This window comes from Mesorhizobium terrae, assembly GCF_008727715.1.
In the GTDB taxonomy this organism is placed as follows: domain Bacteria; phylum Pseudomonadota; class Alphaproteobacteria; order Rhizobiales; family Rhizobiaceae; genus Mesorhizobium; species Mesorhizobium terrae.
In genome coordinates, this window is the sequence record NZ_CP044218.1 from 1,629,167 (window position 1) to 1,653,295 (window position 24,129).

The 24,129-nt window shown below is 65.1% G+C and carries 27 protein-coding genes and 1 tRNA gene; 14 read left to right on the plus strand and 14 right to left on the minus strand.

Going from position 1 to position 24,129, the window contains the following annotated elements; genetic code table 11:
• Nucleotides 1-81: 81 nt before the first annotated feature.
• The 6 genes from FZF13_RS09015 to FZF13_RS09040 all read right to left on the minus strand — a co-directional run bounded on the left by FZF13_RS09015 (nucleotide 82) and on the right by FZF13_RS09040 (nucleotide 5,750).
• Nucleotides 82-1,056 (minus strand): complex I NDUFA9 subunit family protein, encoded by a 975-nt coding sequence (locus tag FZF13_RS09015; RefSeq protein ID WP_024924344.1) that lies wholly within the window; start codon nucleotides 1,054-1,056, stop codon nucleotides 82-84.
• A gap of 130 nt (nucleotides 1,057-1,186) precedes the next feature.
• The gene (locus FZF13_RS09020; RefSeq protein WP_024924345.1) at nucleotides 1,187-2,188 is read right to left on the minus strand and encodes an Ldh family oxidoreductase; all 1,002 of its coding nucleotides are present in this window, start codon (nucleotides 2,186-2,188) and stop codon (nucleotides 1,187-1,189) included.
• A 124-nt stretch (nucleotides 2,189-2,312) separates the two neighbouring features.
• On the minus strand, nucleotides 2,313-3,116 hold the full coding sequence (locus tag FZF13_RS09025) for an ABC transporter permease (RefSeq protein ID WP_024924346.1): 804 nt from the start codon (nucleotides 3,114-3,116) through the stop codon (nucleotides 2,313-2,315).
• Nucleotides 3,116-3,865: an ABC transporter permease gene (locus FZF13_RS09030; RefSeq protein WP_081766876.1), complete on the minus strand. Its 750-nt coding sequence runs from the start codon at nucleotides 3,863-3,865 to the stop codon at nucleotides 3,116-3,118. Before FZF13_RS09030 ends, FZF13_RS09025 begins: the two co-directional genes overlap by 1 nt.
• Nucleotides 3,866-4,038: 173 nt before the next feature.
• Nucleotides 4,039-4,836, minus strand: coding sequence for a transporter substrate-binding domain-containing protein (locus FZF13_RS09035; protein ID WP_024924348.1), 798 nt, complete (start codon nucleotides 4,834-4,836; stop codon nucleotides 4,039-4,041).
• 77 nt (nucleotides 4,837-4,913) lie between these two features.
• Entirely contained in the window at nucleotides 4,914-5,750 is an 837-nt protein-coding gene (locus tag FZF13_RS09040; protein WP_051504871.1) for an ABC transporter ATP-binding protein, read from the minus strand.
• Nucleotides 5,751-5,940: 190 nt separating this feature from the next.
• Between FZF13_RS09040 and FZF13_RS09045 the strand changes: the two genes are divergently transcribed.
• Genes FZF13_RS09045 through FZF13_RS09060 form a run of 4 tightly spaced genes read left to right on the plus strand, consistent with a single transcriptional unit; the run spans nucleotide 5,941 to nucleotide 9,802 of the window.
• On the plus strand, nucleotides 5,941-6,813 hold the full coding sequence (locus FZF13_RS09045; protein ID WP_024924350.1) for a dimethylarginine dimethylaminohydrolase family protein: 873 nt from the start codon (nucleotides 5,941-5,943) through the stop codon (nucleotides 6,811-6,813).
• Nucleotides 6,810-7,457: a TetR family transcriptional regulator C-terminal domain-containing protein gene (locus tag FZF13_RS09050; RefSeq protein WP_024924351.1), complete on the plus strand. Its 648-nt coding sequence runs from the start codon at nucleotides 6,810-6,812 to the stop codon at nucleotides 7,455-7,457. Before FZF13_RS09045 ends, FZF13_RS09050 begins: the two co-directional genes overlap by 4 nt.
• On the plus strand, nucleotides 7,454-9,037 hold the full coding sequence (locus tag FZF13_RS09055; protein ID WP_024924352.1) for a 5-guanidino-2-oxopentanoate decarboxylase: 1,584 nt from the start codon (nucleotides 7,454-7,456) through the stop codon (nucleotides 9,035-9,037). The genes FZF13_RS09050 and FZF13_RS09055 overlap by 4 nt, the downstream gene beginning before the upstream one ends.
• A 57-nt stretch (nucleotides 9,038-9,094) precedes the next feature.
• The gene (locus FZF13_RS09060; protein ID WP_024924353.1) at nucleotides 9,095-9,802 is read left to right on the plus strand and encodes an SDR family NAD(P)-dependent oxidoreductase; all 708 of its coding nucleotides are present in this window, start codon (nucleotides 9,095-9,097) and stop codon (nucleotides 9,800-9,802) included.
• Nucleotides 9,803-9,840: 38 nt separating this feature from the next.
• Here the strand turns inward: FZF13_RS09060 and FZF13_RS09065 are convergent, their stop codons facing one another.
• From FZF13_RS09065 to cmk, 3 genes are all read right to left on the minus strand, one after another.
• Nucleotides 9,841-10,221 carry a VOC family protein gene (locus tag FZF13_RS09065; RefSeq protein ID WP_024924354.1) on the minus strand — a complete coding sequence of 127 codons (381 nt, stop codon included), beginning with the start codon at nucleotides 10,219-10,221 and terminating at the stop codon, nucleotides 9,841-9,843.
• Between the two features lie 182 nt (nucleotides 10,222-10,403).
• Complete coding sequence (gene rpsA, locus FZF13_RS09070) at nucleotides 10,404-12,104, minus strand: 30S ribosomal protein S1 (protein ID WP_024924355.1); 1,701 nt, start codon at nucleotides 12,102-12,104, stop codon at nucleotides 10,404-10,406.
• Nucleotides 12,105-12,297: 193 nt separating this feature from the next.
• The gene (cmk, locus tag FZF13_RS09075; RefSeq protein WP_024924356.1) at nucleotides 12,298-12,948 is read right to left on the minus strand and encodes a (d)CMP kinase; all 651 of its coding nucleotides are present in this window, start codon (nucleotides 12,946-12,948) and stop codon (nucleotides 12,298-12,300) included.
• On the opposite strand from cmk, the gene FZF13_RS29500 reads away from it, so the two are divergent.
• The gene (locus tag FZF13_RS29500; protein ID WP_307418136.1) at nucleotides 12,947-13,432 is read left to right on the plus strand and encodes a hypothetical protein; all 486 of its coding nucleotides are present in this window, start codon (nucleotides 12,947-12,949) and stop codon (nucleotides 13,430-13,432) included. The two genes, cmk and FZF13_RS29500, sit on opposite strands and share 2 nt — an antisense overlap.
• 148 nt (nucleotides 13,433-13,580) lie before the next feature.
• On the opposite strand, the gene FZF13_RS09085 is transcribed toward FZF13_RS29500, so the two are convergent.
• Both FZF13_RS09085 and aroA read right to left on the minus strand, forming a co-directional pair.
• Nucleotides 13,581-13,796, minus strand: coding sequence for a hypothetical protein (locus FZF13_RS09085; protein WP_024927534.1), 216 nt, complete (start codon nucleotides 13,794-13,796; stop codon nucleotides 13,581-13,583).
• Nucleotides 13,797-14,976: 1,180 nt separating this feature from the next.
• Nucleotides 14,977-16,329: a 3-phosphoshikimate 1-carboxyvinyltransferase gene (aroA, locus tag FZF13_RS09090; RefSeq protein WP_024924358.1), complete on the minus strand. Its 1,353-nt coding sequence runs from the start codon at nucleotides 16,327-16,329 to the stop codon at nucleotides 14,977-14,979.
• Between the two features lie 202 nt (nucleotides 16,330-16,531).
• Between aroA and FZF13_RS09095 the strand changes: the two genes are divergently transcribed.
• From FZF13_RS09095 to FZF13_RS09110, 4 genes are all read left to right on the plus strand, one after another.
• Nucleotides 16,532-16,915, plus strand: coding sequence for a TIGR02300 family protein (locus FZF13_RS09095; RefSeq protein ID WP_024924359.1), 384 nt, complete (start codon nucleotides 16,532-16,534; stop codon nucleotides 16,913-16,915).
• A 175-nt stretch (nucleotides 16,916-17,090) separates the two neighbouring features.
• Nucleotides 17,091-17,166, plus strand: a tRNA-Ala gene (locus FZF13_RS09100).
• 165 nt (nucleotides 17,167-17,331) lie between these two features.
• Entirely contained in the window at nucleotides 17,332-18,432 is a 1,101-nt protein-coding gene (locus tag FZF13_RS09105) for a hypothetical protein (protein ID WP_024924360.1), read from the plus strand.
• Between the two features lie 76 nt (nucleotides 18,433-18,508).
• Nucleotides 18,509-19,126 carry a nucleoside triphosphate hydrolase gene (locus tag FZF13_RS09110; protein WP_024924361.1) on the plus strand — a complete coding sequence of 206 codons (618 nt, stop codon included), beginning with the start codon at nucleotides 18,509-18,511 and terminating at the stop codon, nucleotides 19,124-19,126.
• A gap of 23 nt (nucleotides 19,127-19,149) precedes the next feature.
• On the opposite strand, the gene FZF13_RS09115 is transcribed toward FZF13_RS09110, so the two are convergent.
• From FZF13_RS09115 to FZF13_RS09125, 3 genes are all read right to left on the minus strand, one after another.
• On the minus strand, nucleotides 19,150-19,854 hold the full coding sequence (locus FZF13_RS09115; RefSeq protein WP_024924362.1) for a glutathione S-transferase N-terminal domain-containing protein: 705 nt from the start codon (nucleotides 19,852-19,854) through the stop codon (nucleotides 19,150-19,152).
• 92 nt (nucleotides 19,855-19,946) lie between these two features.
• Nucleotides 19,947-21,155 carry a beta-ketoacyl-[acyl-carrier-protein] synthase family protein gene (locus FZF13_RS09120; protein ID WP_024924363.1) on the minus strand — a complete coding sequence of 403 codons (1,209 nt, stop codon included), beginning with the start codon at nucleotides 21,153-21,155 and terminating at the stop codon, nucleotides 19,947-19,949.
• An 11-nt stretch (nucleotides 21,156-21,166) separates the two neighbouring features.
• Entirely contained in the window at nucleotides 21,167-21,421 is a 255-nt protein-coding gene (locus FZF13_RS09125; RefSeq protein ID WP_024924364.1) for an acyl carrier protein, read from the minus strand.
• Nucleotides 21,422-21,675: 254 nt separating this feature from the next.
• On the opposite strand from FZF13_RS09125, the gene FZF13_RS09130 reads away from it, so the two are divergent.
• The 5 genes from FZF13_RS09130 to FZF13_RS09150 are packed head-to-tail and all read left to right on the plus strand — an operon-like array spanning nucleotide 21,676 to nucleotide 24,126.
• Nucleotides 21,676-21,933, plus strand: a complete 258-nt coding sequence (locus FZF13_RS09130; RefSeq protein WP_024924365.1) for a DUF1272 domain-containing protein — start codon at nucleotides 21,676-21,678, stop codon at nucleotides 21,931-21,933.
• A 42-nt stretch (nucleotides 21,934-21,975) separates the two neighbouring features.
• Nucleotides 21,976-22,332 (plus strand): GFA family protein, encoded by a 357-nt coding sequence (locus FZF13_RS09135; protein WP_024924366.1) that lies wholly within the window; start codon nucleotides 21,976-21,978, stop codon nucleotides 22,330-22,332.
• A gap of 41 nt (nucleotides 22,333-22,373) precedes the next feature.
• The gene (locus tag FZF13_RS09140) at nucleotides 22,374-22,967 is read left to right on the plus strand and encodes a hypothetical protein (RefSeq protein ID WP_024924367.1); all 594 of its coding nucleotides are present in this window, start codon (nucleotides 22,374-22,376) and stop codon (nucleotides 22,965-22,967) included.
• Between the two features lie 59 nt (nucleotides 22,968-23,026).
• Entirely contained in the window at nucleotides 23,027-23,629 is a 603-nt protein-coding gene (locus FZF13_RS09145; protein WP_024924368.1) for a glutathione S-transferase family protein, read from the plus strand.
• A 56-nt stretch (nucleotides 23,630-23,685) separates the two neighbouring features.
• Complete coding sequence (locus FZF13_RS09150) at nucleotides 23,686-24,126, plus strand: DUF3995 domain-containing protein (RefSeq protein WP_024924369.1); 441 nt, start codon at nucleotides 23,686-23,688, stop codon at nucleotides 24,124-24,126.
• The last annotated feature ends 3 nt before the right edge of the window (nucleotides 24,127-24,129 follow it).

Below are 24,129 nucleotides of genomic sequence, written 5' to 3' on the forward strand. Positions count from 1 at the left end.
AGCGCGTTAACGACGCCCCGCATACGACCAAAAAGGCCGGATTGCTCCAGCCTTTTTCTAGCACGCGAGATATCAGAAAGATCAGGCAGCGGGCTTGCGCTGGAACTGACCGGCGGCGCGGAAACGCCACAGATAGCTGGGCAGGATGGTGCCGACCGATTTCGCGGTGATGCCGAGCGCGGCGAGTGTGCGGCCTTCCTTGGCGGCGGCATCGGAAACCACATTGTCCGACTGCAGCAGCGTAACCTGGTCGCCGGTCAAAAGCGGATTTGGCAGCAGGCCGAGGATCGACGCCTGAAGCCGCGCCACCCACCACGGCATCGCCACCAGCAGGCGCTTGCGCTCGATCACCGTCAGCATTTCCTGCAGGCATTGCTTGAAGGTCAGCACGTTCGGCCCGCCGAGTTCATAGACGCGGCCGCCTTCGACCTTACCCTCGACCGAACGCGCGATCGCCTCGGCGACGTCGCCGACATAGACCGGCTGGAAACGGGTCTCGCCGCCGCCGATCAGCGGCAGCACGGGCGAAAAGCGCGCCATCGCGGCGAAGCGGTTGAAGAAACCGTCCTCGGGGCCGAAATTGATCGACGGGCGATAGATCACCGCGTCTTGCTTGGTGTCGAAAACGGCCTTCTCGCCCAGCGCCTTGGTGCGGGCGTAGTCGGATTGGGAATCGGCGCTGGCGCCGAGTGCCGAGACATGGGTGAGGCCTGCGCCGACCGAGCGGGCGGCCTCGGCGACGGCGCGAGCGCCGAAATCATGCACCACGCCGAAGCGCTGGCGGCCGCTTTCATGGAGGATGCCGACGAGATTGATGACGTGATCGGCGCCCTGGACGGCGTTGTCGACCGACCAGCGCACGCGGATATTGGCCTGGACCGCCTGGATCTGGCCGACATTGCCGAGCGGCTGCAGATGGCCGGCGAGATCGGGACGGCGGCAGGCGACCCTGACGCGATAGCCGCGCTTGGCCAGCGCGCGCACGACATGCCGCCCGACAAAGCCTGAGCCGCCGAAAACGACGACGAGCTTGGGGGTTTGCAGGATTTCGGTCATGGCTGGCTCCGGCGCTCGAAAGCTTGGCTGAAGCCGTTTCATAGTCGGTTTCGCGCCAAAGGCAAAGGGCGACAGGAGGTCGCCGCGGCTTCATCTTTGGGGCAGCCAGTCCGCCCGCGAAAGCGGACGGCTAGCGCTTGTGCCGCTCGGCGAAATCGGCGATGCGCTCGACGATGTCCTTGGAGACGGTGATGCCGCGCGCGGCCGCTTTTTCGGTGGCCGTCGCCTTCGAGACCCCGGGTATGTGGACGCCGTAGCGGCGATTGAGCCGCGCCAGCTGATCCTTCATGCGCTTTTCGAAATCGGGATCGAGCAGCTTGGGTTCGATCGCCAGGATGAACAGGCCGGTGCCGGGGTTGTCCGGCCCGCCGGTGAACCAGGGCGCGTCGAGCGACCAGTTGGCGCCCGACAGGCCGGCCGCCAGCACCTCCACCATCAGCGCGATGTTGGCGCCGCGCTGGCCGCCGAAAGCCAGCAGCGCGCCCTTCATGGCGGCTGCGGGGTCGGTGGTCGGGTTACCCGCATTGTCGAGGGCCCAACCCTCGGGGATCGCCTTGCCGTCGGCGGCCGCCTTGCGGATGTTGACGAAGGCGGTCGCGCTCGAAGACTGGTCGATGATCAGCGGCGGGCCGTCGGCGGCCGGGCAGGCAAACGACATCGGATTGGTGCAATAGACCGGCTTGGTCGAGCCGGAGCCGGCAAGCACCGCCGGGCCGTTGGTGGCGCCGAAAGCGACCAGGCCCTGTTCGGCGAGACGGCCGGTGAAATAGCCGAGCGCGCCGGCCGTATAGGCGTTCTTCTGCGAGAAGATGGCGACGCCGAACAGCCGCGCCGTCTTGGCAAGATCCTCGGCGATGCGGTCGAAGCCGGTATGGGCGGCACCGCCCCGTGCGTCCGAAAGATAGATGGCGAGCGCCGGGCGGGAGATGGCCGGTTCGGCCTTGCCGTTGATGCGGCCGGCCTCGAGCGCTTCCAGATAGTCGATATAGTGCGACAGGCCGACGGCCTTGTTGCCTTCCGCCTCGGCAGCGATCGCCGCGGTAGCGATCGAGCGGGCGGTTTCATCGCTGGCGCCGGCCCCGAGCGCCGCCATGCGGCATAGGGCACTGGCCTGTTCGAGACTGAGCTGCATCCCATCCCCCTGAACCGGACCCGGCGGCGCCACGCGCAGCCTGGTGTCGACGCCGCCAAAAATTCCGCGCCCACCCCCTGGGCCAGCCTGTCGCACGATCTCTGCCGCAAGAGCGCGAAGCGGGTCAACCCAGTCTCGCCGGGATCCGCTGTTCGAGCTTGCGGAAGCCGAAAACGAGGACGCCGGTAATGGCCATATAGACCACCGCCAGCAGCAGCAAGGGCTCATAGGTGACGAAGGTCTCCTGCCGGACCCGCGACGCCACGGAATAGATGTCGACCATGGTGATGGTCGCCACCAGCGGCGTTGCCTTGAGCTGCAGAACCGTCTCGCCGGCCAGCGTCGGCAAGGCGCGCCGCAAGGCCTGTGGCAGCCAGATGCGCCGGAAGGCGGTCCAGCGGCGCATGCCGAAGGCGCGCGCTGCTTCGAGCTGTCCTCTCGGCACGCCGGCGAAGGCGCCGCGCATCACCTCGCCCTCGTAGCCGGCATAGGACAAGGTCAGCGCCAGGACGGCATAGGGCCAGGCCTGCCGGAGATACGGCCAGAGGAAGGAGTCGCGGATCCACGGGAATTGCGGGAACAGGGAGCCCAGTCCGTAATAGAGCAGCCACAATTGCAACAGCAGCGGCGTGCCGCGGATGACCGTGCAGAACAGCCGCGCCGGCACCGCCAGGAATGCCGGACCGGCGACCTGGGCGAAGCCGATCGGGATCGCCAGCGAAATGCCCAGAACCGACGTCACCGCCAGAAGCCAGATGGTGCGCCAGATGCCTTGCAGGGCAAGCGGCAGATAGGCGGGCAGCCAGTCCCAGCGCATGAAGAAGATCGAGGCGAGCACGATCGCCGCCGCGATGATCATCAGCACGATGCGGTGCGGCTGCAGCCATTCCGACCTTCGCTGGGGAACCGATGTCGTTGCCATAGCCATCAGCGTGTCTCCGCCAAAGGCGGCATGCCGCGCCGCGAATAGCGTTCGAAACGCGAAATGATCAGGTTGGAGACCAGGGTCAGCGCCAGATAGAGCACGCCGGCGGCAATGAAGAAGGTGAAATAGGCCTTGGTGGCGCCAGCAGCGAGCCGCGTCGTCTGCGTCAGCTCATTGAAGCCGACGACGGCCAGCAGGGCGGTGTCCTTGGTGGCGATCAGCCACAGATTGGCGAGGCCCGGAATGGCGAAGGGCGCCATCGCCGGCAGGGTGATGCGCCGCAATTGCAGCGCCGGCGACATACCATAGGCCCGTGCCGCCTCGATCTGGCCCTGCGGAATGGCGAGGATGGCGCCGCGCAGCACTTCGGTGGAATAGGCGCCCTGGACGACGCCGAGCACGCAGATGCCGGCGATCAGGCCGTTGATGTCGACCGGCGCATAGCCCATCAAGGTGAGCAGGCGGTTCACCAGGTCGGTCCCCGCGAAATAGAGCAAAAGGATCAGCACCAGTTCCGGCACCGCGCGCACCACGGTGGTGTAGAGGCCGAACAGGTCGCGCACCATCGGGCTGCCGTAAAGCTTGCCATAGGCGCCGCAGATGCCGATCAGAAGGCCAAGGCCGAACGAACCGCAGGCGATGCCGACCGAAGCGAGCAGGCCACGCAAAAGATTGCCACCCCAGCCAGGCGGACTGAATGCCAGGAGGTCGGCGAGGCCGGCCGCCGAGGCCGAAAGGAAGATGTCTGTCAGCGTCGTTACCCCGACTGGACGGCGGCACCACGGACCGCCGCTGCAGAATTGCTTCGAATGAGCCGGCCCGCCCCCCGACGTGCCGGCTCATGACCCGGCGTCGGCGCAGAGCGCCCGCCGGATGCGCGCGTCGCCGGTGACGGCGCCACGCGGAGCGGTTTCAGTCCGCGACCCTAGTTGGACTGGACCTCGTCGCCATAGACATCGAAGGTGAAGTACTTCTTGGTGATCTCGGCATATTTGCCGTTGGTGCGGATGGCCTTGATGGCCGTGTTGATCTTGCCCTTCAGCTCGTCGTCGCCCTTGCGCACGCCGGCGCCGACGCCCGGGCCGAGCACTTCGAGATCGGGCGCGACATTGCCCTTCATGTCGCAGCAGGCCTTGCCCTGGTCCGACTGCAGGAAAGCATCGAGCGCGATCTGGTCGGCCTGGGTGGCGTCGATGCGGCCGGCGGCGAGGTCCTGATTGGCCTCGTCCTGGGTCTGGTATTCCTTGATCTCGGCCGCGGTCGAGCCGAAATGCTTCTTGGCGTAGGCGGCGTGGATGGTGGACACCTGAACGCCGATCACCTTGCCCTTCAGCCCTTCCGGCGTCGCGTCGAACTTCTGGCCCTTGGCGCCGGCGATCGAGGTCGGGGTGTTGTAATATTTGTCGGAGAAGTCGATCTCCTTCTTGCGCTCGTCGGTGATCGACATCGAGTTCATAATGGTGTCGATCTTCTTGGTCTTGAGGCCGGGGATCAGCCCATCCCACGGAATCGGCGTCAGCACGCAATCGAGCTTGGCCTCGGCGCAGATCGCCATGGCGATGTCGACCTCCCAGCCACCCCACTTGCCGGACGCATCCTGCGAGTAGAAGGGCGGATAGGCTTCAGGCGAGAAGCCGACCTTCACCTGCTCGGCGCTGGCCGCGAAGGTTCCCGCCAGCGCGAGCGCGGCGGCGGCGACTGCGGTCTTGAGAAATGTTTTCATTCCAGTTCTCCCGTTGTTTTTCATGTTCCCAGTATTTTTTTCGTCTTCTCTTTCCGGCATGCCGAGACCCCGAAGGGTCATCCAACATTGCGCAGAAACTGTTTCAGCCGCTCGGATTTCGGCGCGCCGAACACCTGCTCGGGCGGCCCCTCTTCCTCGACCAGCCCGTTGTGCAGGTAGATGACATGCGTCGCCACCTCGCGGGCAAACTTCATTTCATGGGTGACGAGCACCATGGTGCGCCCCTCGCGCGCCAGGTCGCCGATCACCTTCAAGACCTCGCCGACCAGTTCGGGGTCCAGCGCCGAGGTCGGCTCGTCGAACAGCATGACCCTGGGCTGGATGGCGAGCGCCCTGGCGATGGCGGCGCGCTGCTGCTGGCCGCCGGACAGGAAGGCCGGGTAGACGTCGCGCTTCTCGGCGAGGCCGACGCGGGCCAGCAGCTTTTCGGCCGTGGCGATCGCCTCGTCGCGCCTGACGCCCAGAACATGCACCGGAACCTCGATGACGTTCTGCAAGAGCGTCATGTGGCTCCACAGATTGAAGCTCTGGAACACCATGCCGAGCTTGGAGCGAATGCGCTCGATCTGCCGGCGGTCGGCGGGCACGGTATGGCCATGGCTGTCGGCCTTGAGCTTGATCTCCTCGCCATTGACACGGATGATGCCGCTTGTCGGGTTTTCCAGGCAGTTGATGCAGCGCAAGAGGGTGGATTTGCCCGAGCCGCTGCCGCCGATGATGGCCACCACCTCGCCGTCGCGCGCCGACAAGGACACGCCTTTCAGCACGTGAAGCTCGCCGAATTTCTTGTGCAGGTCCTCGACATGAATGGCTTCGGCGGCGCTGTTCAGCACCTTGCCGGACGGAGCGGATGCGGCGCTCGCGACGCTCACCGGCGACCCTCTGCGCGACATTCGACCTCTCGTCGAACAGCTATCCGGCTAATCAACATACGCTGTACTGTCCCGCTCCAGACTTCAGCATGGACCCGGCAGCGCCGGCCCGTCAATCCTCGCCATTACGGCACTTGCGGCCTTGTTACGCAAGTGTATAAATAGCCTTTCATGAAATTTCTTCGATTTTTTTCAACCTAAAAGGGCATCGATGAGCGCTTTCGGATCTCAGTCCATGGCGGCGCCGCTGCGGCGCGTGCTGATGCGGTCGGCGGCCAACGCCATGCGCGGCGCCGACAGGGCAGCCTGGCATTACGGGCCGGGCTTCGACCCGGCGAAAGCGGCCGTGCAGCACGCCGCGCTTGCCGATCTGGTCGCGGCGTCCGGCGCCGAAATCGAATGGGTCGAGGACCGGGCCGACGGGCTTTCGGACTCGGTGTTCACCCATGATCCATCACTGATGACCGACCGTGGCGCCCTGATCCTGTCGATGGGCAAGGCGTTGCGCGCCGGAGAACCAGCGCTGCACGAAGAGACCTATACGAAGCTGGGCATTCCGATCCTCGGCCGCGTCGAGGCGCCCGGCCAGGTCGAGGGTGGCGACTGCGTGTGGGTAGATGCCCGCACCCTGGCCATCGGCCGCGGCGTGCGCACCAACCAGGCCGGTATCCAGCAGGTCTCGAACCTGTTGTCGCCGCTGGGTATCGCCGTTTACGGCTTCGACCTGCCGCTGTGGCATGGCGAGGAGGCCTGCCTGCATCTGATGTCGGTGATCAGCCCGCTGGCCGACGATCTTGCGCTGGTCTATTCGCCGCTGCTGCCGGCGCCGTTCTACCAGATGCTCAGGGAGCGCGGCATTCGGCTGGTCGAAGGCGATGCCGGCGAATTCGCCGCCTCCAACGGCCTCAGCCTCAATGTCCTGCCGACCAGCCCCGGACAGGTGATCGCCGTCGCCGGCTTCCCCAAGACCAAGGCCGCGATGGAAGCGGCGGGCTGCACGGTGGCGACCTTCGAGGCCGACGCGCTGTGCATCGCCTGCGAGGGCGGACCGACCTGCCTGACCCGGCCGATCCTGCGGCAATGAATGCGCCGGTCCGCCGCAAGTTCCGCCGCGAAGGCGAGGAGCGGCGGCGGCAGGATCTTGTCGAGGCGACCCTGGATTGCGTGGCCGAACGCGGACTGCAAGGGGCCACCTTGCGCGCCATCGCGCTGCGCGCCGGCGTCACCGCCGGGCTGATCCGGCATTATTTCCCCAGCAAGGAAGACTTGTTGCAGGCAGCCTACGCGACATTGGTCGGCCGCATGACCGAGCAGGCCAAGGCGGCACTTGCCATGGATGGCGCCACGCCGCGCCAGCGGCTTGCAGCCTTCGTCGCCGCCAATCTCGAGGCGCCGATCGTCGACCAGCGGGTGTTTTCGCTGTGGGCGACCTTCATCGGCCGCGCCAATTCCGACCCGGCGTTGGCCAGCGCGCATCGCGAGGGTTATCTCGGCTTCCGCAACGAGGTCGAGGCGCTCGTGGCCGAAGTGCTGGCGGCGAAGGGTCGCGCGCCCGACAAGGCCCGCTTGCGCGGCCACGCCATCGCCGTCAATGCCGTCATCGACGGCCTGTGGCTCGAAGGCTGCCTTGCCGGCGAGATGTTTTCGGCCGGCGAACTCGCCGCCATCGGCATCAGGACCGTCGAGGCCGAACTGGAACTCGGCCCGGAGGAGGAGACCAAGACATGACCACCGTTGGCGAAGCGCTCATCGCGCTGCTCGAAGCCCATGGCGTCGACACCGTGTTCGGCATTCCGGGCGTGCACACGGTCGAGCTTTATCGCGGCCTTGCCCGATCTGGCATTCGCCACATCACGCCGCGCCACGAGCAAGGCGCCGGCTTCATGGCCGACGGTTATGCACGCGCCTCCGGCAGGCCGGGCGTCGCTTTCGTCATCACAGGGCCGGGCCTCACCAACACCATCACCGCCATGGGTCAGGCACGGGCCGATTCAGTGCCGATGCTGGTCATTTCCGGCGTCAACGCCACGCCGACGCTCGGACGCGGCCTCGGCTACCTGCATGAACTGCCCGACCAGCGCGGCATGATGGCGAAGGTGGCACTGTTTTCCGAACGCGTCACGGAGCCCGCGCAATTGCCAAGTGTGCTGGCGCGCGCCTTCGACCTGTTCAAGACGGCGCGGCCCGGCCCGGTTCACATCGAAATTCCCCTCGACGTGATGGGCCAGCCGGCCGACGGGCTGAAAGCGACCGGGCAGCCGCCACGCACCAAGGCGCTCGATATGGCGGCGATCGAAAAGGCGGCGGCGTTGGCAACGGCCGCCGCGCGCCCGCTGATCCTGGCCGGCGGCGGCGCCAGGGGTGCCGGCACCCTGCTTCGGCATCTTGCCGAGCGCCTCGACGCGCCGGTGATCCAGACTGCCAATGCGCGCGGCCTCATGCACGGCCACGCGCTCACCGTTCCCGCCAGCCCGAGCCTGAAGGCGGTGCGCGCGCTGATGGCCGACGCCGATTTCGTGCTGGCGGTCGGCACCGAATTCGGCCCGACCGACTATGACATGTACGGCGATGGCGGCTTCGCGGCACCGGCCCAACTGGTGCGCATCGACATCGACGCGGACCAGCTCGCCCGCCACCCGGCGACAATCGCCATCGAGGCCGATTGCGCGGAGGCGCTCGCGGCATTGCTGAAGGCAGTGGCACAGGATGCCGGCGCGGCCACCAAGCAAGGGGCGCCGCGCGCCGCCTCGGCTCGGGCCGCCGCCTTCGCCGAGATCGGCCCGGCCATGCAGGCGCAGGTCGCGGCCGTGGAGACGATCCGCAACGCGCTGCCAAACGCCATCATCGTCGGCGATTCCACCCAGCCCGTCTATGCGGCCAACCTCTATTACGACCACGACCGGCCGTCCGGCTGGTTCAATGCCGCGACCGGCTTCGGCGCGCTGGGCTTCGGCCCGCCGGCTGCGATCGGCGCGGCGCTGGCCGTAGCGGACGCCACGGTCGTCTGCCTCACCGGCGACGGCGGCTTCCAGTTCACCCTGCCCGAGGTCGGCGCGGCGCTCGACGCCGGAACCCCGGTGATCTTCGTGGTCTGGAACAATCGCGGCTACCGCGAGATCGAGACCTCGATGCGCGATGTCGGTGTCGAACCGGTCGGCGTCTCGCCGGCGCCGCCGGATTTCTGCAAGCTGGCCGAAGCCTACGGCATCGGCTCGCACCGGCTCGACGGCCCGGCGGGCCTGGCGCAAGCTTTGGGTAAGGCACGCGCGACAAAAAAGCCTTTCCTCATCGAGATTTCGGTTGAGTGATCGCCCGAAAGGCGCGACTTTCCATAATCTTCTTTCCACGAGCAGGAGTTGTCGCGAATGGCGGCTACGCTGGAACAAAAACATGTGGTGGTGACCGGCGGCACGGGCGCGCTCGGCAGTGCCGTGGTGACGCGGCTGTTGCAGGAAGGCGCGATCTGTCACGTGCCGAACAGCCATGCCGCGGCACCCGCCCATTTCCCCTTCACCAAGCACGAGCGCGTGCGGCTGGTGAACAATGTCTATCTGGAGGACACCGAGGCCGTCACCGCCTTCTATGCCGGCGTGCCGGACCTGTGGGCGTCGATCCATCTTGCCGGCGGTTTCGCCATGGCGCCGGTGGAGAAGACCGAATCGGCCGCCTACAACGAGATGATGGACACCAATGCCCGCACCGCCTTCCTGTGCAGCCGGGCGGCGGTGCGCGCCATGCTTGCCTCCGGCACGGCCGGGCGCATCGTCAATGTCTCGGCGCGGCCCGGGCTTGACCCGAGGCGCGGCGCCGGCATGGTCGCCTATGCGGCAAGCAAGGCCGCGGTGGCGGCGATGACGGTGGCGCTGGCTGAGGAGCTGAAGGGCAAGGGTATCCTCGTCAACGCGATCGCCCCTTCCACGCTCGACACGCCGACCAACCGCGCCGACATGCCCGACGCCGATTTTTCGAAATGGGTGAGCCTGGACGCGGCGGCCGAAACGATCGTCTATCTCGCCTCGCCCAGCAACGAGGCGATGAACGGCACGCTGGTGCCGCTTTACGGCAAGGCCTAGATCGGGGTCTCTCCCGACAGTTCGCTGCAGGCCGCCGGTCAACCGGCGTCGGCGGCCTCGTCGATCATGGCCTCGATGTTGTAGCCATTCGGATCGATCACGAAGGCCGCGTAATAGTTCGGCGTATAAGCGGGGCGCGGTCCCGGCGCGCCGTTGTCAGCCGCTCCGGCTGCCAGTGCCGCCTGATAAAAAGCGTCCACTTGCGCATGGCTTTTGGCGCGGAAAGCGACATGCACGCGGGTCAATGGTCCGGGGCTGGCTGCCTGCATGATCTCGAACAGGCCGTCGCCGATGTTGAAGGCCCAGAAGACACCCTCCTCTCCGAAGGAAAGCTGGTAGCCGAGTGGCACGAAAGCCTTCTCGTAAAACAGCTTGCTCGCGGCGAGGTCGCTGACGGCGACGGTGACATGATCGATCATTGAGAACCACCCCGGGACAAACACCAGCATGACGCCGGCGGCGGCAATGTCCCCGGACGGTTGACGACTTTCAAGACGGCCCGTTCGGGACAAGACAACAAAAAACCCGCCGGATCGCTCCAGCGGGTTCTTTTGTCTCTGTGTCGCGCCGCCGAGAGCGGCGCGGCAATGGTGCGGTCGGCTTAGTTGCCGCCCTGCTTCTTCAGCGCGGCACCCAGGATGTCGCCCAGCGAAGCGCCGGAGTCGGTCGAGCCGTACTGAGCGACCGCTTCCTTCTCCTCGGCGATTTCCAGCGCCTTGATCGAGACCTGCAGCTTGCGGGTCTTCTTGTCGAAGGCGATGACGCGGGCGTCGACCTTCTGACCGACGGTGAAGCGCTCGGGGCGCTGCTCGTCACGGTCACGCGACAGGTCGGAACGCTTGATGAAGGTGTCGATGCCGCTTTCAACAAGCCGCACTTCCAGACCGCCATCCTTCACGCCGGTGACCTCGCAGGTGACGACGGCGTTCTTGCGCAGTTCGCCCGACGTGGCGGCTTCGCCGGCCGTGTCGCGCTGCAGCTGCTTGACGCCGAGCGAGATGCGCTCCTTGTCGATGTCGACGTCGAGAACCTGCGCCTTGACCATGTCGCCGCGATTGTACTCTTCGATGACCTGCTCGCCCGGACGGTTCCAGTCGAGATCCGACAGGTGGACCATGCCGTCCACGTCGCCGTCGAGGCCGATGAACAGACCGAACTCGGTCTTGTTCTTGACTTCGCCTTCCACGGTCGAGCCGACCGGGTGGTTGGCGGCGAAGGCGTGCCACGGGTTCTCCAGCGTCTGCTTGAGACCGAGCGAGATGCGGCGCTTGGCCGGATCGACCTCGAGCACGACCACGTCGACCTGCTGAGTGGTCGACAGGATCTTGCCGGGGTGCACGTTCTTCTTGGTCCACGACATTTCCGAAACGTGGATGAGGCCTTCGATGCCCGGCTCCAGCTCGACGAACGCGCCATAGTCGGTGATGTTGGTGACGGTGCCGGTGATCTTCTTGCCGATCGGGAACTTGGTGCCGATATCCGACCACGGATCCGACTCGAGCTGCTTCATGCCGAGCGAGATACGGTGGGTTTCCTGGTTGATGCGGATGATCTGCACCTTGACAGTCTGGCCGATGTTGAGGATCTCGGTCGGATGGTTGACGCGGCGCCAGGCCATGTCGGTGACGTGCAGCAGGCCGTCGATGCCGCCGAGGTCAACGAACGCACCGTAGTCGGTGATGTTCTTGACCACGCCCTCGACAACCTGACCCTCTTCGAGGTTCTGGACGATCTCGGAGCGCTGTTCTGCACGGCTCTCTTCGAGAACTGTGCGGCGCGACACGACGATGTTGCCGCGACGGCGATCCATCTTGAGGATCTCGAAGGGCTGCGGGTTGTGCATGAGCGGGGTGACGTCGCGGATCGGACGGATGTCGACCTGCGAACGCGGCAGGAAGGCAACGGCGCCGTCCAGATCGACGGTGAAGCCACCCTTGACCTGGTTGAAGATGACGCCTTCGACGCGCTCGCCCTTGGCGAACTTCTCTTCCAGCTTGACCCAGCTTTCCTCGCGGCGCGCCTTGTCGCGCGAGAGCATGGCTTCGCCCAGCGCGTTTTCGATGCGCTCGACATAAACTTCGACGGTATCGCCGACCTTGAGGCCGCCTTCCTTGCCCTTGGCGCCGAATTCCTTCAGTGCCACGCGGCCTTCGACCTTGAGGCCGACGTCGATGATGGCCATGTCCTTTTCAATGGCGGTAACGGTACCGCGCACGACCTGGCCTTCGCCCGAGTGACCGTCCGAGAACGATTCTTCGAGCATGCTCGCGAAATCGTCGCGAGTGGGAATAGCTTGAGACATATTTTCTCCTGAAAAGCCTCTCCTGGAGGCTGGCGCCGTGGGTTAGCGTTGCGATGACCTGCCGACATTCCGGGTCAAGACCCTTGGCCGCGATGAAGCGGCGGTTCGGCGCAGAAGAATGCTGGCAGGCCGGTTTTGGTCCGATATGGGTATCTTCGCGCCGCAGACAACAGCGATCGGCGAAAAACCCTGATCAGGCCTCGTCTCTCTTGGCCAGGACGTCGTCAACGATCGCCTTGGCCGCCAGAAACGCGGCTTCTATATCCATTTGCGAGGTATCAAGCAAGTGCGCGTCGGCGGCAGGCTTCAAAGGCGAGTCGGCGCGGCCCATGTCGCGCTCGTCGCGGCGTTGGATATCGGCAAGGATCGCGGCGAAATCGGCCGATCCGCCATTTTCCTCGATTTCGGCCAGGCGCCGCCCGGCACGAACCTCGGCGCTGGCCGTCACATAGAGCTTCACGGCGGCGTCGGGGCACACCACGGTGCCGATGTCGCGGCCGTCGAGCACCGCCCCGGAAGACTGGGTTGCGAAGGCGCGCTGCTTGTCGACGAGGATCCTGCGCACCTCGGGAATGACCGCGACCCTGGACGCGGCCTCGCCGACGGCGTGCGCCGACAGGATGCGCTTGTCGAGCCCCGACAGTTCGACCAGCCGCGCCGCCTCGATGGCATGCGGCTCATCGCCCAGCGGCCAGCCTTTCGTCAGAAGCATATGCGCGACGGCGCGATAGGTGAGGCCGGTGTCGAGATGCGGCAGGTGGTAATAGTCGGCCAGCCGGCGGGCCAACGTGCCCTTGCCCGCGCCTGCCGGGCCGTCGATGGCGATGGTGAGAGGGTTTGGCATGGTCCTGCTTGAAGCCGAGACGGAGACGGAAGGCAAGGGTGTCTTCACTTGCCGTCACGCATTCGCGTCACAGGCGCATGGGAGGCCGCTTCGCCCGGCGGCGCACTATTTCGTGAACGGCAGGCCAGAAACATTCGTTTGTTTGTCCCCGTACTCACAAATGAGGCCTGCACAAGCCGGCCTCTTCAACCCTACGGGAGGACTTAGCGTGACGAAGAAAATTCTTTGCCTTTGTGCGTTGGCGGCCTCGATCCTCGCCGGCCCGGCCTTTGCCGGAGCCCTCGATGAACCGGCTGTGATGACGCCGTTTTTCACCGATAGCGGCATGAAGACCATGAAGCCCAAGGACGACATGATGAAAGCCTGGCAGGCTATGTCCAAGGACGATCAGGGCCGGATGACGAAGGAGTGCCAGGATGCGGCCATGAGCAAGCCCCATGCCGAATTCTGCGCCGACGTGATGCAGTTCGCCGGCCACAAATAGCCGGCAACCCTACGACACTACCCCGCCCCGGCTCAGCCGGGGCGGGGCAGGCCCCCAGGCCCATCGGCATCGGCGGCGCCGATTTCGGCCATGTGCAACATAAGAGGCGGCCGATCGAACCGTTCGACTGGGCCGGTCGCCGCTGCGATCAATGCGCGCCCGCGCCGGTGAGCAGTTCCAGCATCTCGCTGCGCGAAAACTGCATGGTGTAGCGATATTGGGATTTGTCGTCGTAGAGGCCGCCGGCACAGAAACGCAGCTTTATGTCGTCACCGTCGACGTCCATCTCAACGAGTTCGAGCGGCTGACTAAGGATTATCTTCTCGACCCCGAGCCGCTTTGCCGGCCTGACTTTTATGTTCATGGCAAATACCCCTGTCGCATCGAACCGGTGTAACTGGACGAGGGGTAGTGCCCATTATCCGCACCCAGAGGCCCGCACAAATGTCGCCATTTGCGTCCAGGCCCAGGCCGGATGAACTGCCTCATCGGGATGAGGCCCACGTACATCTGAGCGCCTTATCTTTTTTCCCTTTCCCGGGATTTGTCAAATTTTCCCGAATCGGCCGAGCGTTGGACATGGAGTTCCACCGGCCTGCGCGATGCCTGCAACGCGATGTGGATTGCCGACTGCGGCCCCGTCCGCGCCGGTAATAATCCCCTCGCCGCCTCAACGGCTTGGCGAAAGCAGGAAGGGTTCGTCATTCCCGACCGCGTGAGCGAGGAACGAGCGGAGCGTGTCGGGAATCCATACCGGAACGCCGATGCACCGGCGCGGTGCAGGATGTGGATAGAAAGCGCTGCGGTAGGCGCAAGCTCAAAGAAAGAACCGTGTCCCTTCAATCCCTTATCGAAAACCGCACGAAAACCACGCCCGGATTTGCCCACACGTTCGGGGTTTGCACGACAATCGGCCCATCGCCCTCACGGGAACCTGGTGCGCACCGGGTATCAGGGAGGGCGCCGGTGCCGGACTGGCAGCGCTAACGGTGGCGCTGTCTGGTGACGAGCCCTAAGTCCGGGCCCTGGAAAAACCCGGCCGCCGAAAATGGCGGCTTCGAGGTCCGAAGTCTGCCGTCGCGAAGGACGGCGAGGTCGGTCCGGGGCAAGAACACTGGCGGGGCGCCCGGAAGGCGCCACGTGCTATTTGCTAAGAGGCACCGACCCGGCGCCCCGCTTCCCACCTCCTGCAAGGGAGTGTTTTTTGACAATGGCCAGGGCGGATTTCCGCAGCGTGGCGATGAAGAAGTGTATTCAAGCCCGCCACGCCACCGTCATTCCGGCCGAGCGCAGCGAGAGCCGGAACCCATTGGCCGCAACATCGTCGAGCCCGGCCCGGTCCTCGTCTGGAACCGTGCACGCAGCCGGACCGGCGCTGCATGTTTCATAGCTGTCGACGCGAACCCAGGACCCGGCCGTGCTGCTCAATGGGTTCCGGGTCGGCGCTCGGCTTCGCCTCGCTTGCCCGGAATGACGAAGGCGTGGGATGGGACGAGCCGCCGGTCGTCCGGCGGACTGATGCGGGACGAACGATGCCCGCCCCGCTATTCGATCTCGGCGCCCAGCCCCTTCATCAGCCCCATGAATTCGGGGAAGCTGGTGGCGATCATGTTGGCGTCGTCGACCGTCACCGGCTTTTCGGCCGCCAGACCCATGATCAGGAAGCTCATGGCGATGCGGTGGTCGAGATGGGTTTTCACCGCCTCGCCCCTGGCCTGGCCACCCAGCCCCCTGCCGCCGGGAACGCCGCGCACGGCAAGCGTGGCCTCGCCTTCGGTGCAGTCGACGCCGTTGAGCTTCAGCCCGTTGGCGACGGCCGCCAGGCGGTCGCTTTCCTTGACCCGCAATTCCTCCAGGCCCTGCATCAGCGTCTCGCCCTCGGCGAAGCAGGCCGCGACCGCCAGTACCGGATATTCGTCGATCATCGACGGCGCGCGCTCGGCCGGCACGACGACGCCCTTCAGGTCGGACGCGCGGACGCGCAGGTCGGCGACATCCTCGCCGCCGGCGTTGCGCGGGTTGAGGATATCGATGCGGCCGCCCATTTCCTGCAGCGTCAGCAGCAGGCCGGTACGGGTCGGGTTCATCAGCACGTTCTCGATGAGGATGTCGGAACCGGGCACGATCAGGCCGGCGACCAGCGGGAAACCGGCCGAGGACGGGTCGCCCGGCACGGCGATGACCTGGCCGGACAACCTGCCCTGGCCCTCGATGAAGATGTGGCGCACGCCGCGCTCGTCGGTCTCGACGGAGAGGTTGGCGCCAAAACCCTTCAGCATCTTCTCGGTGTGGTCGCGCGTCATCACCGGCTCGATCACCGTGGTGATGCCCGGCGTGTTGAGGCCGGCGAGCAGCACGGCGGACTTCACCTGCGCCGAGGCCATCGGCACACGATAGGTGATGGGCGCCGCGTGCCTCGGACCACGCAGCGTGATCGGCATGCGGTCGCCGGGCGCCGCCTGCAGCACCTGCACGCCCATCTGCCGCAGCGGGTCGAGCACCCGGCCCATCGGCCGGCTGGACAGCGAGGCGTCGCCGACGAAGGTGGTTTCCATGTAATAGGTGCCGACGAGGCCCATGGTCAGGCGCGAGCCGGTGCCGGCATTGCCGAAATCGAGCGGCGCCTCGGGCTGCAGCAGCGCGCCGTTGCCGGTGCCGCGGATTACCCATTCCTCGCCATGTTTCTCGATATGGGCGCCCATCGCCTTCATGGCGGCGCCGGTGCGCATCACGTCCTCGCCCTCGAGCAGGCCGGTGATGCGGGTCTCGCCGGAAGCGAGACCGCCGAACATGAAGGAGCGGTGCGAGATCGATTTATCGCCCGGCACGCGGGCGGTGCCCGAAAGCGACGACGACCGCCGCGCGGTCGCAGGTTGTGGCTTGGCGTCGTGCGCCATTTTCGATTGTCCTGGATTTGTGCGGCCGAGCTTTGCTCAAAGCCGTGGGGTGGTCGTTTTTGCAGGGACGTTCCTAACATGCCCGCATCTGGCCGTCATCCCGAAAAAGGCGGCAAAACCGCTCTCCGCGCCCGTGGCTTTTGGCTTTGACAGCGCCGCAAACTGCGATTAAGGGGACCAATCTTTTTGTACGAGGCTTGCCGTGGCAAAAGCAGAACTTGGCATCAAACGCATCGACCCCGAGACGGGTCGCAAATTCTACGATCTGAACAAGGATCCGATCGTCTCTCCCTATACGGGCAAGAGCTATCCCCGTTCCTATTTCGACGACGGCAAGGCCGCCGCGGCTGTGGAAGAGGAAGAGGTCGAGGACAAGGAAGTCGACACCGAGGAAGAGGGCGCCGAACTGGTGTCGCTCGAGGACGCCGATGGCGAGGCGAAGGGCGACGACCTGCCGGATCTCGGCGACGATGACGACGTCGAACTCGACGACGATGACGACGACACCTTCCTCGAGGACGAGGAAGAAGAAGATGACGACGTTTCCGACATGATCGGCGTCGGCGACGACGAAGAGGACATCTGATGTCCGGGCGGGCGCGACGCGTCCGCCAACTTTCGAGCCGGCTTTCCGAAAAAAGCTGTTTCGAGAGGCTTGCTATCAGGGCAAGGCGGCGCTAGAAGCCGCCTGCACTGACTTGGCGGGGTCCCAACCCTGCCAGAATTTCTCGCCGGCAACGGCGACCGGCGCAGGCCGGAGTGGGGCCATAGCTCAGCTGGGAGAGCGCCTGCATGGCATGCAGGAGGTCAGCGGTTCGATCCCGCTTGGCTCCACCAAATCTTCCCCGATAGGCTGGTATTTTACGCCGGGCTCCGCTGCGGCCGCGCCGTCCAATCTCGCTCCCATCATTTTGTCTGGCAAATAGCGCGGGCACCCGGCGCCCATCTTGCGCAAACCCTCGCCACGGCGCTTTGCTGGCGTCGGGCGAATCGGAGTGCGAAATGGAAACGATCACAATCAAGGCAAAGGGCATTTCGGTCTCGGTCGACCTGGCGGTCGGCCATATCGCCGACCTGACCATCGAGGCCGGCGGTCGCCAGCTGAAGCCCCTGCATCGCGCCCCGTGGATCGACGAGCCGCAGCAGGACATGCCGCAGGGCCTGCCCGACGGCGTGACCCGGCTGTCCGGCGATTTTCTGTGCGCGCCGTTCTCGCGCAGCGACGTGGAGGAAGCGCCGCTGCATGGCTGGACCGCCAACAGCCCCTGGGACCTGGTGGAAAGTGCCGCAACCGCCGATGGCTGGCGCGCGGTGTTCCGCCTGCGGCGCCCGGTGATGGGCGCGACGGTGGAAAAGACATTCACCCTGCGCGACGGCCACCCGTTTCTCTACCAGGAACATGCCTTCGTCGGCGGCGCGGGCGCAGTCCCCGTCGCCCATCACCCGATGACCGTCATGCGCGACGGCGGGCACCTTGCCTTTTCGCCGAAGCGCGCGGCCGTCACTGAAGGCGATCCGCTGGAGCCGGACCCTGCGCGTGGCCGTTACCTGCTCGCCTATCCGGCGCGCAGCACGGACCTTGCCCGCTTCCCCGCCAAGGATGGCGGGACGGTGGATCTGAGCGAATACCGGATGGACCGGCGTCACGAGGATTTCCTCACCCTGGTGGAGGCCGATCATGGCGGCCCCGGCTGGACCGCGGTTTCGCGCACGGCCGAACAGGATATCGTGCTCGTTCTGAAGAACCCCGCCGAACTGCCGGTGACCATGTTGTGGGTTTCGAATGGCGGGCGCGACTACGCGCCGTGGAACGGCCGTCACCGCGGCGTGCTCGGCATCGAGGACGGGCGCACAGCCGTCGGCCACTCGACCTCGCTCGGCGACAACTGGCTGAAACGGGAGGGCGTGGCGACCGCCTTCGAACTCGGAGCCGACCGGCGCGTCTCGTTCCGGCACGTCATCGGCGCCCTGCCGGCGGCGACCGCGCAGGCGCCGCGCGACGTTTCGGCGGCACCCGACAGGTTGCGCGTTGCCACCGCCGACGGCTCCGTGCTGGAGGTTCCGTATGACGGCGACTTCCTGCGGATCGGCCGCGCCGGCTGAGCCGCCGAAAGGCGTTTGAAAGTTTCGACGGCGACGGGCACAATCGCCTTACCGACGGCCCCGCAGGGAGCACTTGATGTCCGAGATCGCGACCATCGCCGCCACCATCTTCAAGCGCGCCGGCAAGGCCCAGCGCTTCATCGTTGCCATCGCGGGGCCGCCCGGCGCCGGAAAATCGACCTTGTCGGCGGCCCTGCACGATGTGCTGCCCGCCGGTACGGCGGAGGTGGTGCCAATGGACGGGTTCCACTTTGACGACAGCGTGCTGGAGAAACGGGGCCTGCGGCCCCGCAAGGGCGCGCCGGAAACCTTCGATTTCGCCGGTTTCGAGGTTTTGCTGAAACGCATCCGCGCCGGCGAGCCGGACATCGCCATTCCGGTCTTCGACCGCAGCATCGAATTGTCACGGGCGGCGGCATCCATCATCGCCACCGACACGCGCTTCATCCTAGCCGAAGGCAATTACCTTCTGCTGGACGAAGAGCCTTGGAACCGGCTGGCGCCGCTGTTCGACCTCACCATCTTCGTGGACGTGACGCGCGGAGAACTCGAAAAGCGTCTGCGCCAGCGCTGGCACGAGCACGGCCGCAGCGACGAAGACGCGATCGCCTGGATCACGTCCAACGACATGCCCAATATCGAGCGCGTGCTGGCGCGCCGCCGCCCGGCGGATTTGATCATCCGCCAGGGCTGAGCAGGCAAGCTAGCGGGTAACGCTCAGGGCTTGGCGGGAATGTTGAGACCGCGCTGCACGGCGGGCCTCGCCAGACCGCGCTCCAGCCACGCAGCGACATTCTTGAAATCGGCGAAGCCGACCAGCTCGCCCGCTTCATAGAAGCCGATGAGATTACGCACCCAGCCGAGCATGGAAATATCGGCGATGGTGTAGTCGTCGCCCATGATCCAGCTTCGACCTCCGAGGCGCTTGTCGAGCACGCCCAGCAGGCGGCGCGTTTCATTGCGGTAGCGCTCCAGCGGGCGTTTGTCGGAAATCTCGCGGCCGGCGAATTTGTGGAAGAAACCGAGCTGGCCGAACATCGGGCCGACCGCCGCCATCTGGAAGAACACCCACTGGATGGTCTCGTAGCGCAGCGCCGTATCCGCGGGCAGGAACTTGCCTGTCTTTTCGGCAAGATAGAGCAGGATGGCGCCGGATTCGAACAAAGGCAGCGGTTTGCCGCCCGGACCGTTCGGATCGATGATCGACGGAATCTTGCCGTTCGGGTTCAGCGAAAGGAATTCCGGGGTCCAGCTCTCGTCCTGTCCTATGTTGATGTAGTGGGCCTCGTAGGGCAGGCCGAGCTCCTCCAGCATGATCGACACCTTGACGCCGTTCGGCGTGGCGGTCGAATAGAGCTGGAGACGATCGGGGTGCTGGGCCGGCCAGCGCGCATTGATCGGGAAAGCAGAAAGATCGGTCATCTGTTGCCTCGGAAAGAGGCGGCGCGAATGCACCGCCGTGGTGGGTGCAAGCTATCTAGACGCGCCGGCGCCGCATTCAAGACGCCACGCGATCAGACCGCCTTGAAGGCCAGCACCGCGTTGGTGCCGCCAAACGCGAAGGCGTTGCTCAGCGCAGTGCGCACTGGGCGTTCGCGCGCGACATTCGGCGTGACGTCGAGGTCGCAATCCGGGTCCGGCTCGCGATAATTGGCCGTCGGCGGCACGACGCCGTCGCGAATGGCCATGATGCAGGCGATCATCTCCAGCGCGCCGGAAGCGCCAAGGGCATGGCCGTGCATCGACTTGGTCGACGAGACCGACAATTTATAGGCGTGGTCGCCGAAGGCCCGCTTGATGGCGGCGGTTTCGATCTGGTCGTTGGCCTTGGTGCCGGTGCCGTGCGCGTTGAGATAATCGACGTCTTCGGGGTTGAACCCGGCGTCGGCCAGACAGAAACGCATCGCCGCCTCGGGTCCCTCGACGGTCGGCGCGACGATGTCGGAAGCATCGGCGGAGATGCCGACGCCGGCGATTTCACCAAGGATCGTGGCGCCCCGCGCCACGGCATGTTCGTAGCTTTCCAGCACGGCCATGCCTGCGCCCTCGCCCATGACCAGGCCCTGGCGGTCAGCCGAAAAGGGCCGGCAGGTGTCCGGCGACAGCACACGCAGCGCTTCCCAGGCCTTCATGATGCCCCAGACGAGCGGCGCGTCGGTGCCGCCGGTCAGCATCACGTCGGCACGACCGAGCCTGATCTGGTCCACGGCCGAGGCAATGGCGTGGTTAGCGGAAGAGCAGGCCGAGGTCACACCGAAGACAGGCCCGCGCAGGCCGAATTCCATGCTGACCTGGCCGGCGGCAGCGCCGGGCATGACCTTCGGCACGGAAAAGATGTCGGCGCGGTTTTTGCCATTAAGCAGAAGCGCGCGATAATTTTCCTCGATCGCCTCCCAGCCGCACACGCCGACGCCAACCGTGGCGCCGAAGCGGTAGGTGTTGTCCTGGCCGACGACGAGGCCGGACTGGCGCATCGCCTCCTTGGCGGCAATGATGGCCAGCAGGCTGAAACGGTCCATGGTGACTAGGCGCCGGCGCTCGAGGCCATGCTCGGGCAGCGTTCTGATTTCGCTACCGACCTGTACCTTGAGCTGGTGCAGGTCCGCGCCGACCACCTGTCCGATGGCCGAGCGCCCTGCCTTCATCTCGTTCCAGATCGAGGCGGCGTCGGTGCCAAGACCGCAAATGCCACCGATGCCGGTAATGACGACGCGCTTGCGCATGAAAATCCCGGTCAGGCTTTCTTCGCGATCAGCGCGCGAACCGCCTCGACCATGTCGCCGACATTCTTGAGATTGCTCCAGGCGTCGACCGTGTTCATCTCGATCTCGATGTTATAGGCCTCCTCGAGATCGAAGATGATCTCGGTGAGCTCGAGCGAATGGATGCCGAGCGCCGTCAGCTCGGTATTGGTCGTGATCTCCTCGCCGCCAGGCTCCGCGTGAGCCTTGATCTTCGCGATGATCTCGGTCGCCAATTCGTCAGCCATTCGAAGTCCTTCCCCCAAAACCGCATTTCTTTGCCTGGGTGGCGCCGTGGCGCCCTTGCTTTCACTGCTCCTGACGGAAGCATCAATTTCCTAGAGCCGCCTGATATGGCGGCATCAAGGCCGCCTCCTCTATAGAAACCGAAACGAAATGAGGCAATAAGCGATCTCGACAAAGCCGCGCGCGTGCTTAACTTGGACGGCAGGCATTTCAGGAAGAGCGGCGCCGCAGCCGCCGACCGTCGCTGGAGGAAAAGATGCTCGAATTGCGCCCGGGATGCGAATGCTGCGACAAGGACCTGCCGCCCGGCGCCACCAACGCCATGATCTGCACATTCGAATGCACATTCTGCGCGGATTGCGCCGAGACGGTGCTGAAGGGCGTATGTCCCAACTGCGGCGGCAATTTTTCGCCACGGCCTATCCGCCCGGCGGCACTGCTTGAAAAGTATCCGGCTTCGACCAAGCGGATCGTGAAAGCCGCAGGCTGTCTGCCGCAGAGTGACGCCGCATAAACGCCTATCCGCGCCGACCATGGAATACGGGGGACTTACCTAATGGCAACGAAGCTCTATCAGGGTAGCTGCCACTGTGGCGCGGTTCGGTACGAGGCCAGCGTAGACCTTGACCACACCATATCCTGCAACTGTTCGCGATGCGGCAGGTTGGGCAGCATCCTGATCTTCACCCCGGCGGAGAACTTCACCCTCGTTTCCGGCGAAGACGTGCTGACCGATTATCTGTTCAACAAACACGTCATCCACCACCTGTTCTGCCGGGTCTGCGGCATCGAATCCTTTGCCCGCGGAACAAAGCCCGACGGCACGGCGATGATCGCCATCAATGCGCGCTGCCTGGAAGAAGTCGATCCGGACGCCCTGACGCCGCAGAAGGTAGACGGCCGCAGCTTCTAGATCGCCACCGAACCCTGAGCATGTGACAACTGTAGGTCTCGATGGATCAGCCTCTTCCGCAAGCGCACGACATATTCCCGCATCTGCGTATCGTCATGGGCATGGTGATCGGCCTCGGCGTCACCCGCCTGCTTTCCGGTGTCGCCCGGATTATCCAGCATCCAAAGCTCTACAGGCTCTATCCGGTGCATCTGGCCTGGGTGGCGTCGTTGCTACTGATGCTGGTGCATTTCTGGTGGTGGCAGTTCAGCCTGTACCAGATCCCGGACTGGACCTTCGGCAAATACCTTTTCATCATCGGCTACGCGATAACGCTCTACCTGATGTGCGCGCTGCTGTTTCCCGATTCCATGCAGGATTACGCGGGCTACGAGGACTATTTCTTCACACGACGCGCGTGGTTCTTCGGCCTGCTGGGGGCGACCTATCTGCTCGATGTCGTCGACACGCTCTTAAAGGGCGAGGCGCACTTCGCACGCTTCGGCCACGAGTATCTGATCCGTACGCCGTTGTTCGTGATCCTGTGTGGCATAGCGATCCTCACCACCAACCGGCGCTTTCATCTCGCCTTGATCGTCTTCACGCTGATTTATCAGGCGTCCTGGATCCTGCGGCTCTTCGACACGATCGTTTGAGCAGCCTTGGGCCGGCTGTCGGAATGATCTAGGTTCTTACCGTCCAAGGGAGTTTTGGAATGTACAAGGCCGTCGGATCGCGTGGATCGCGGGTTTCCCGCGTCGTGTGGATGCTGGAGGAGCTCGGCGAACCTTATGAATTCGTCCCGGTGAAATTGCGCTCTCCGGAAGCCTATGCGCTGAACCCTTCCGGCAAGGTGCCGATCCTGGTCGACGACGACTTCGTGCTGACCGATTCCGCGGCCATCTGCGTTTATCTGGCCGAAAAACATGCCGACAAGGGCATGGGCGCCAATCCGGGCCTCACCGGACGCGCCGAGATGGATTCCTGGATGCAATTCGCACAATCGGAATTCGAGGCGCCACTGTGGAACAAGCTGCGCCACCGCTTCATTCTGCCAAGCGAGTTGCGGGTCGATGTCGGCCCCGCCGCCACTCATGATTTCGCCTCCGAGGTCGACGCGCTCGACCGCCGACTGGGCGATAAGACCTATGCGCTGGGCGATCGGTTTTCCGCGATCGACGTGCTGCTTGGCGAGATGGGCGCCTGGGCCCGCGCGGGCAAGTTCCAGATCGCGTCCGACCGCGTCAACGCCTATATGGACCGCGTGCTGTCGCGCCCGGCGCGGACACGCGCGCAGGCCAAGTGCGCGCCCGCCTAAGACGCAGCCCAAACCATCCGCCCAACATCAACGCCCAGAGATCCTTCGCGCACCAGATGATTGTCCTTGCCTTCGCCCTTTCCGCGGTTCTGATCGCGATCACCTCGCTCCATGTCTACTGGGGCATCGGCGGCATCTGGCCGGGCACTGACGCAGCCTCTTGCGCCCGGACGGTGGTGGGCGCGAAAGGCGTTCAGGAGATGCCAACACCTTTCGCCTGTTTCGCCGTCGCCGCCTGCCTGGTGCTGGTCACACTGTGGCCGCTTGCGCTGATGGGCATCTTCGCGACACCGTTCCCGCAAGGCGGCCTCGCTGGCGCCGCTGTTCTGATTGCCATGGTCTTCATCGGCCGCGGCCTGGTCGCCTTCACGCCCTGGTGGCGTCGCCTCACCCCCGAACAGCCCTTCGCCCGGCTCGACCGGTTGTATTATTCGCCGCTCTGCCTGCTGATCGGCGCGGGGTTCGCGATCCTCGGCGTGTCGCAGTTCCCGGCTTGAGAA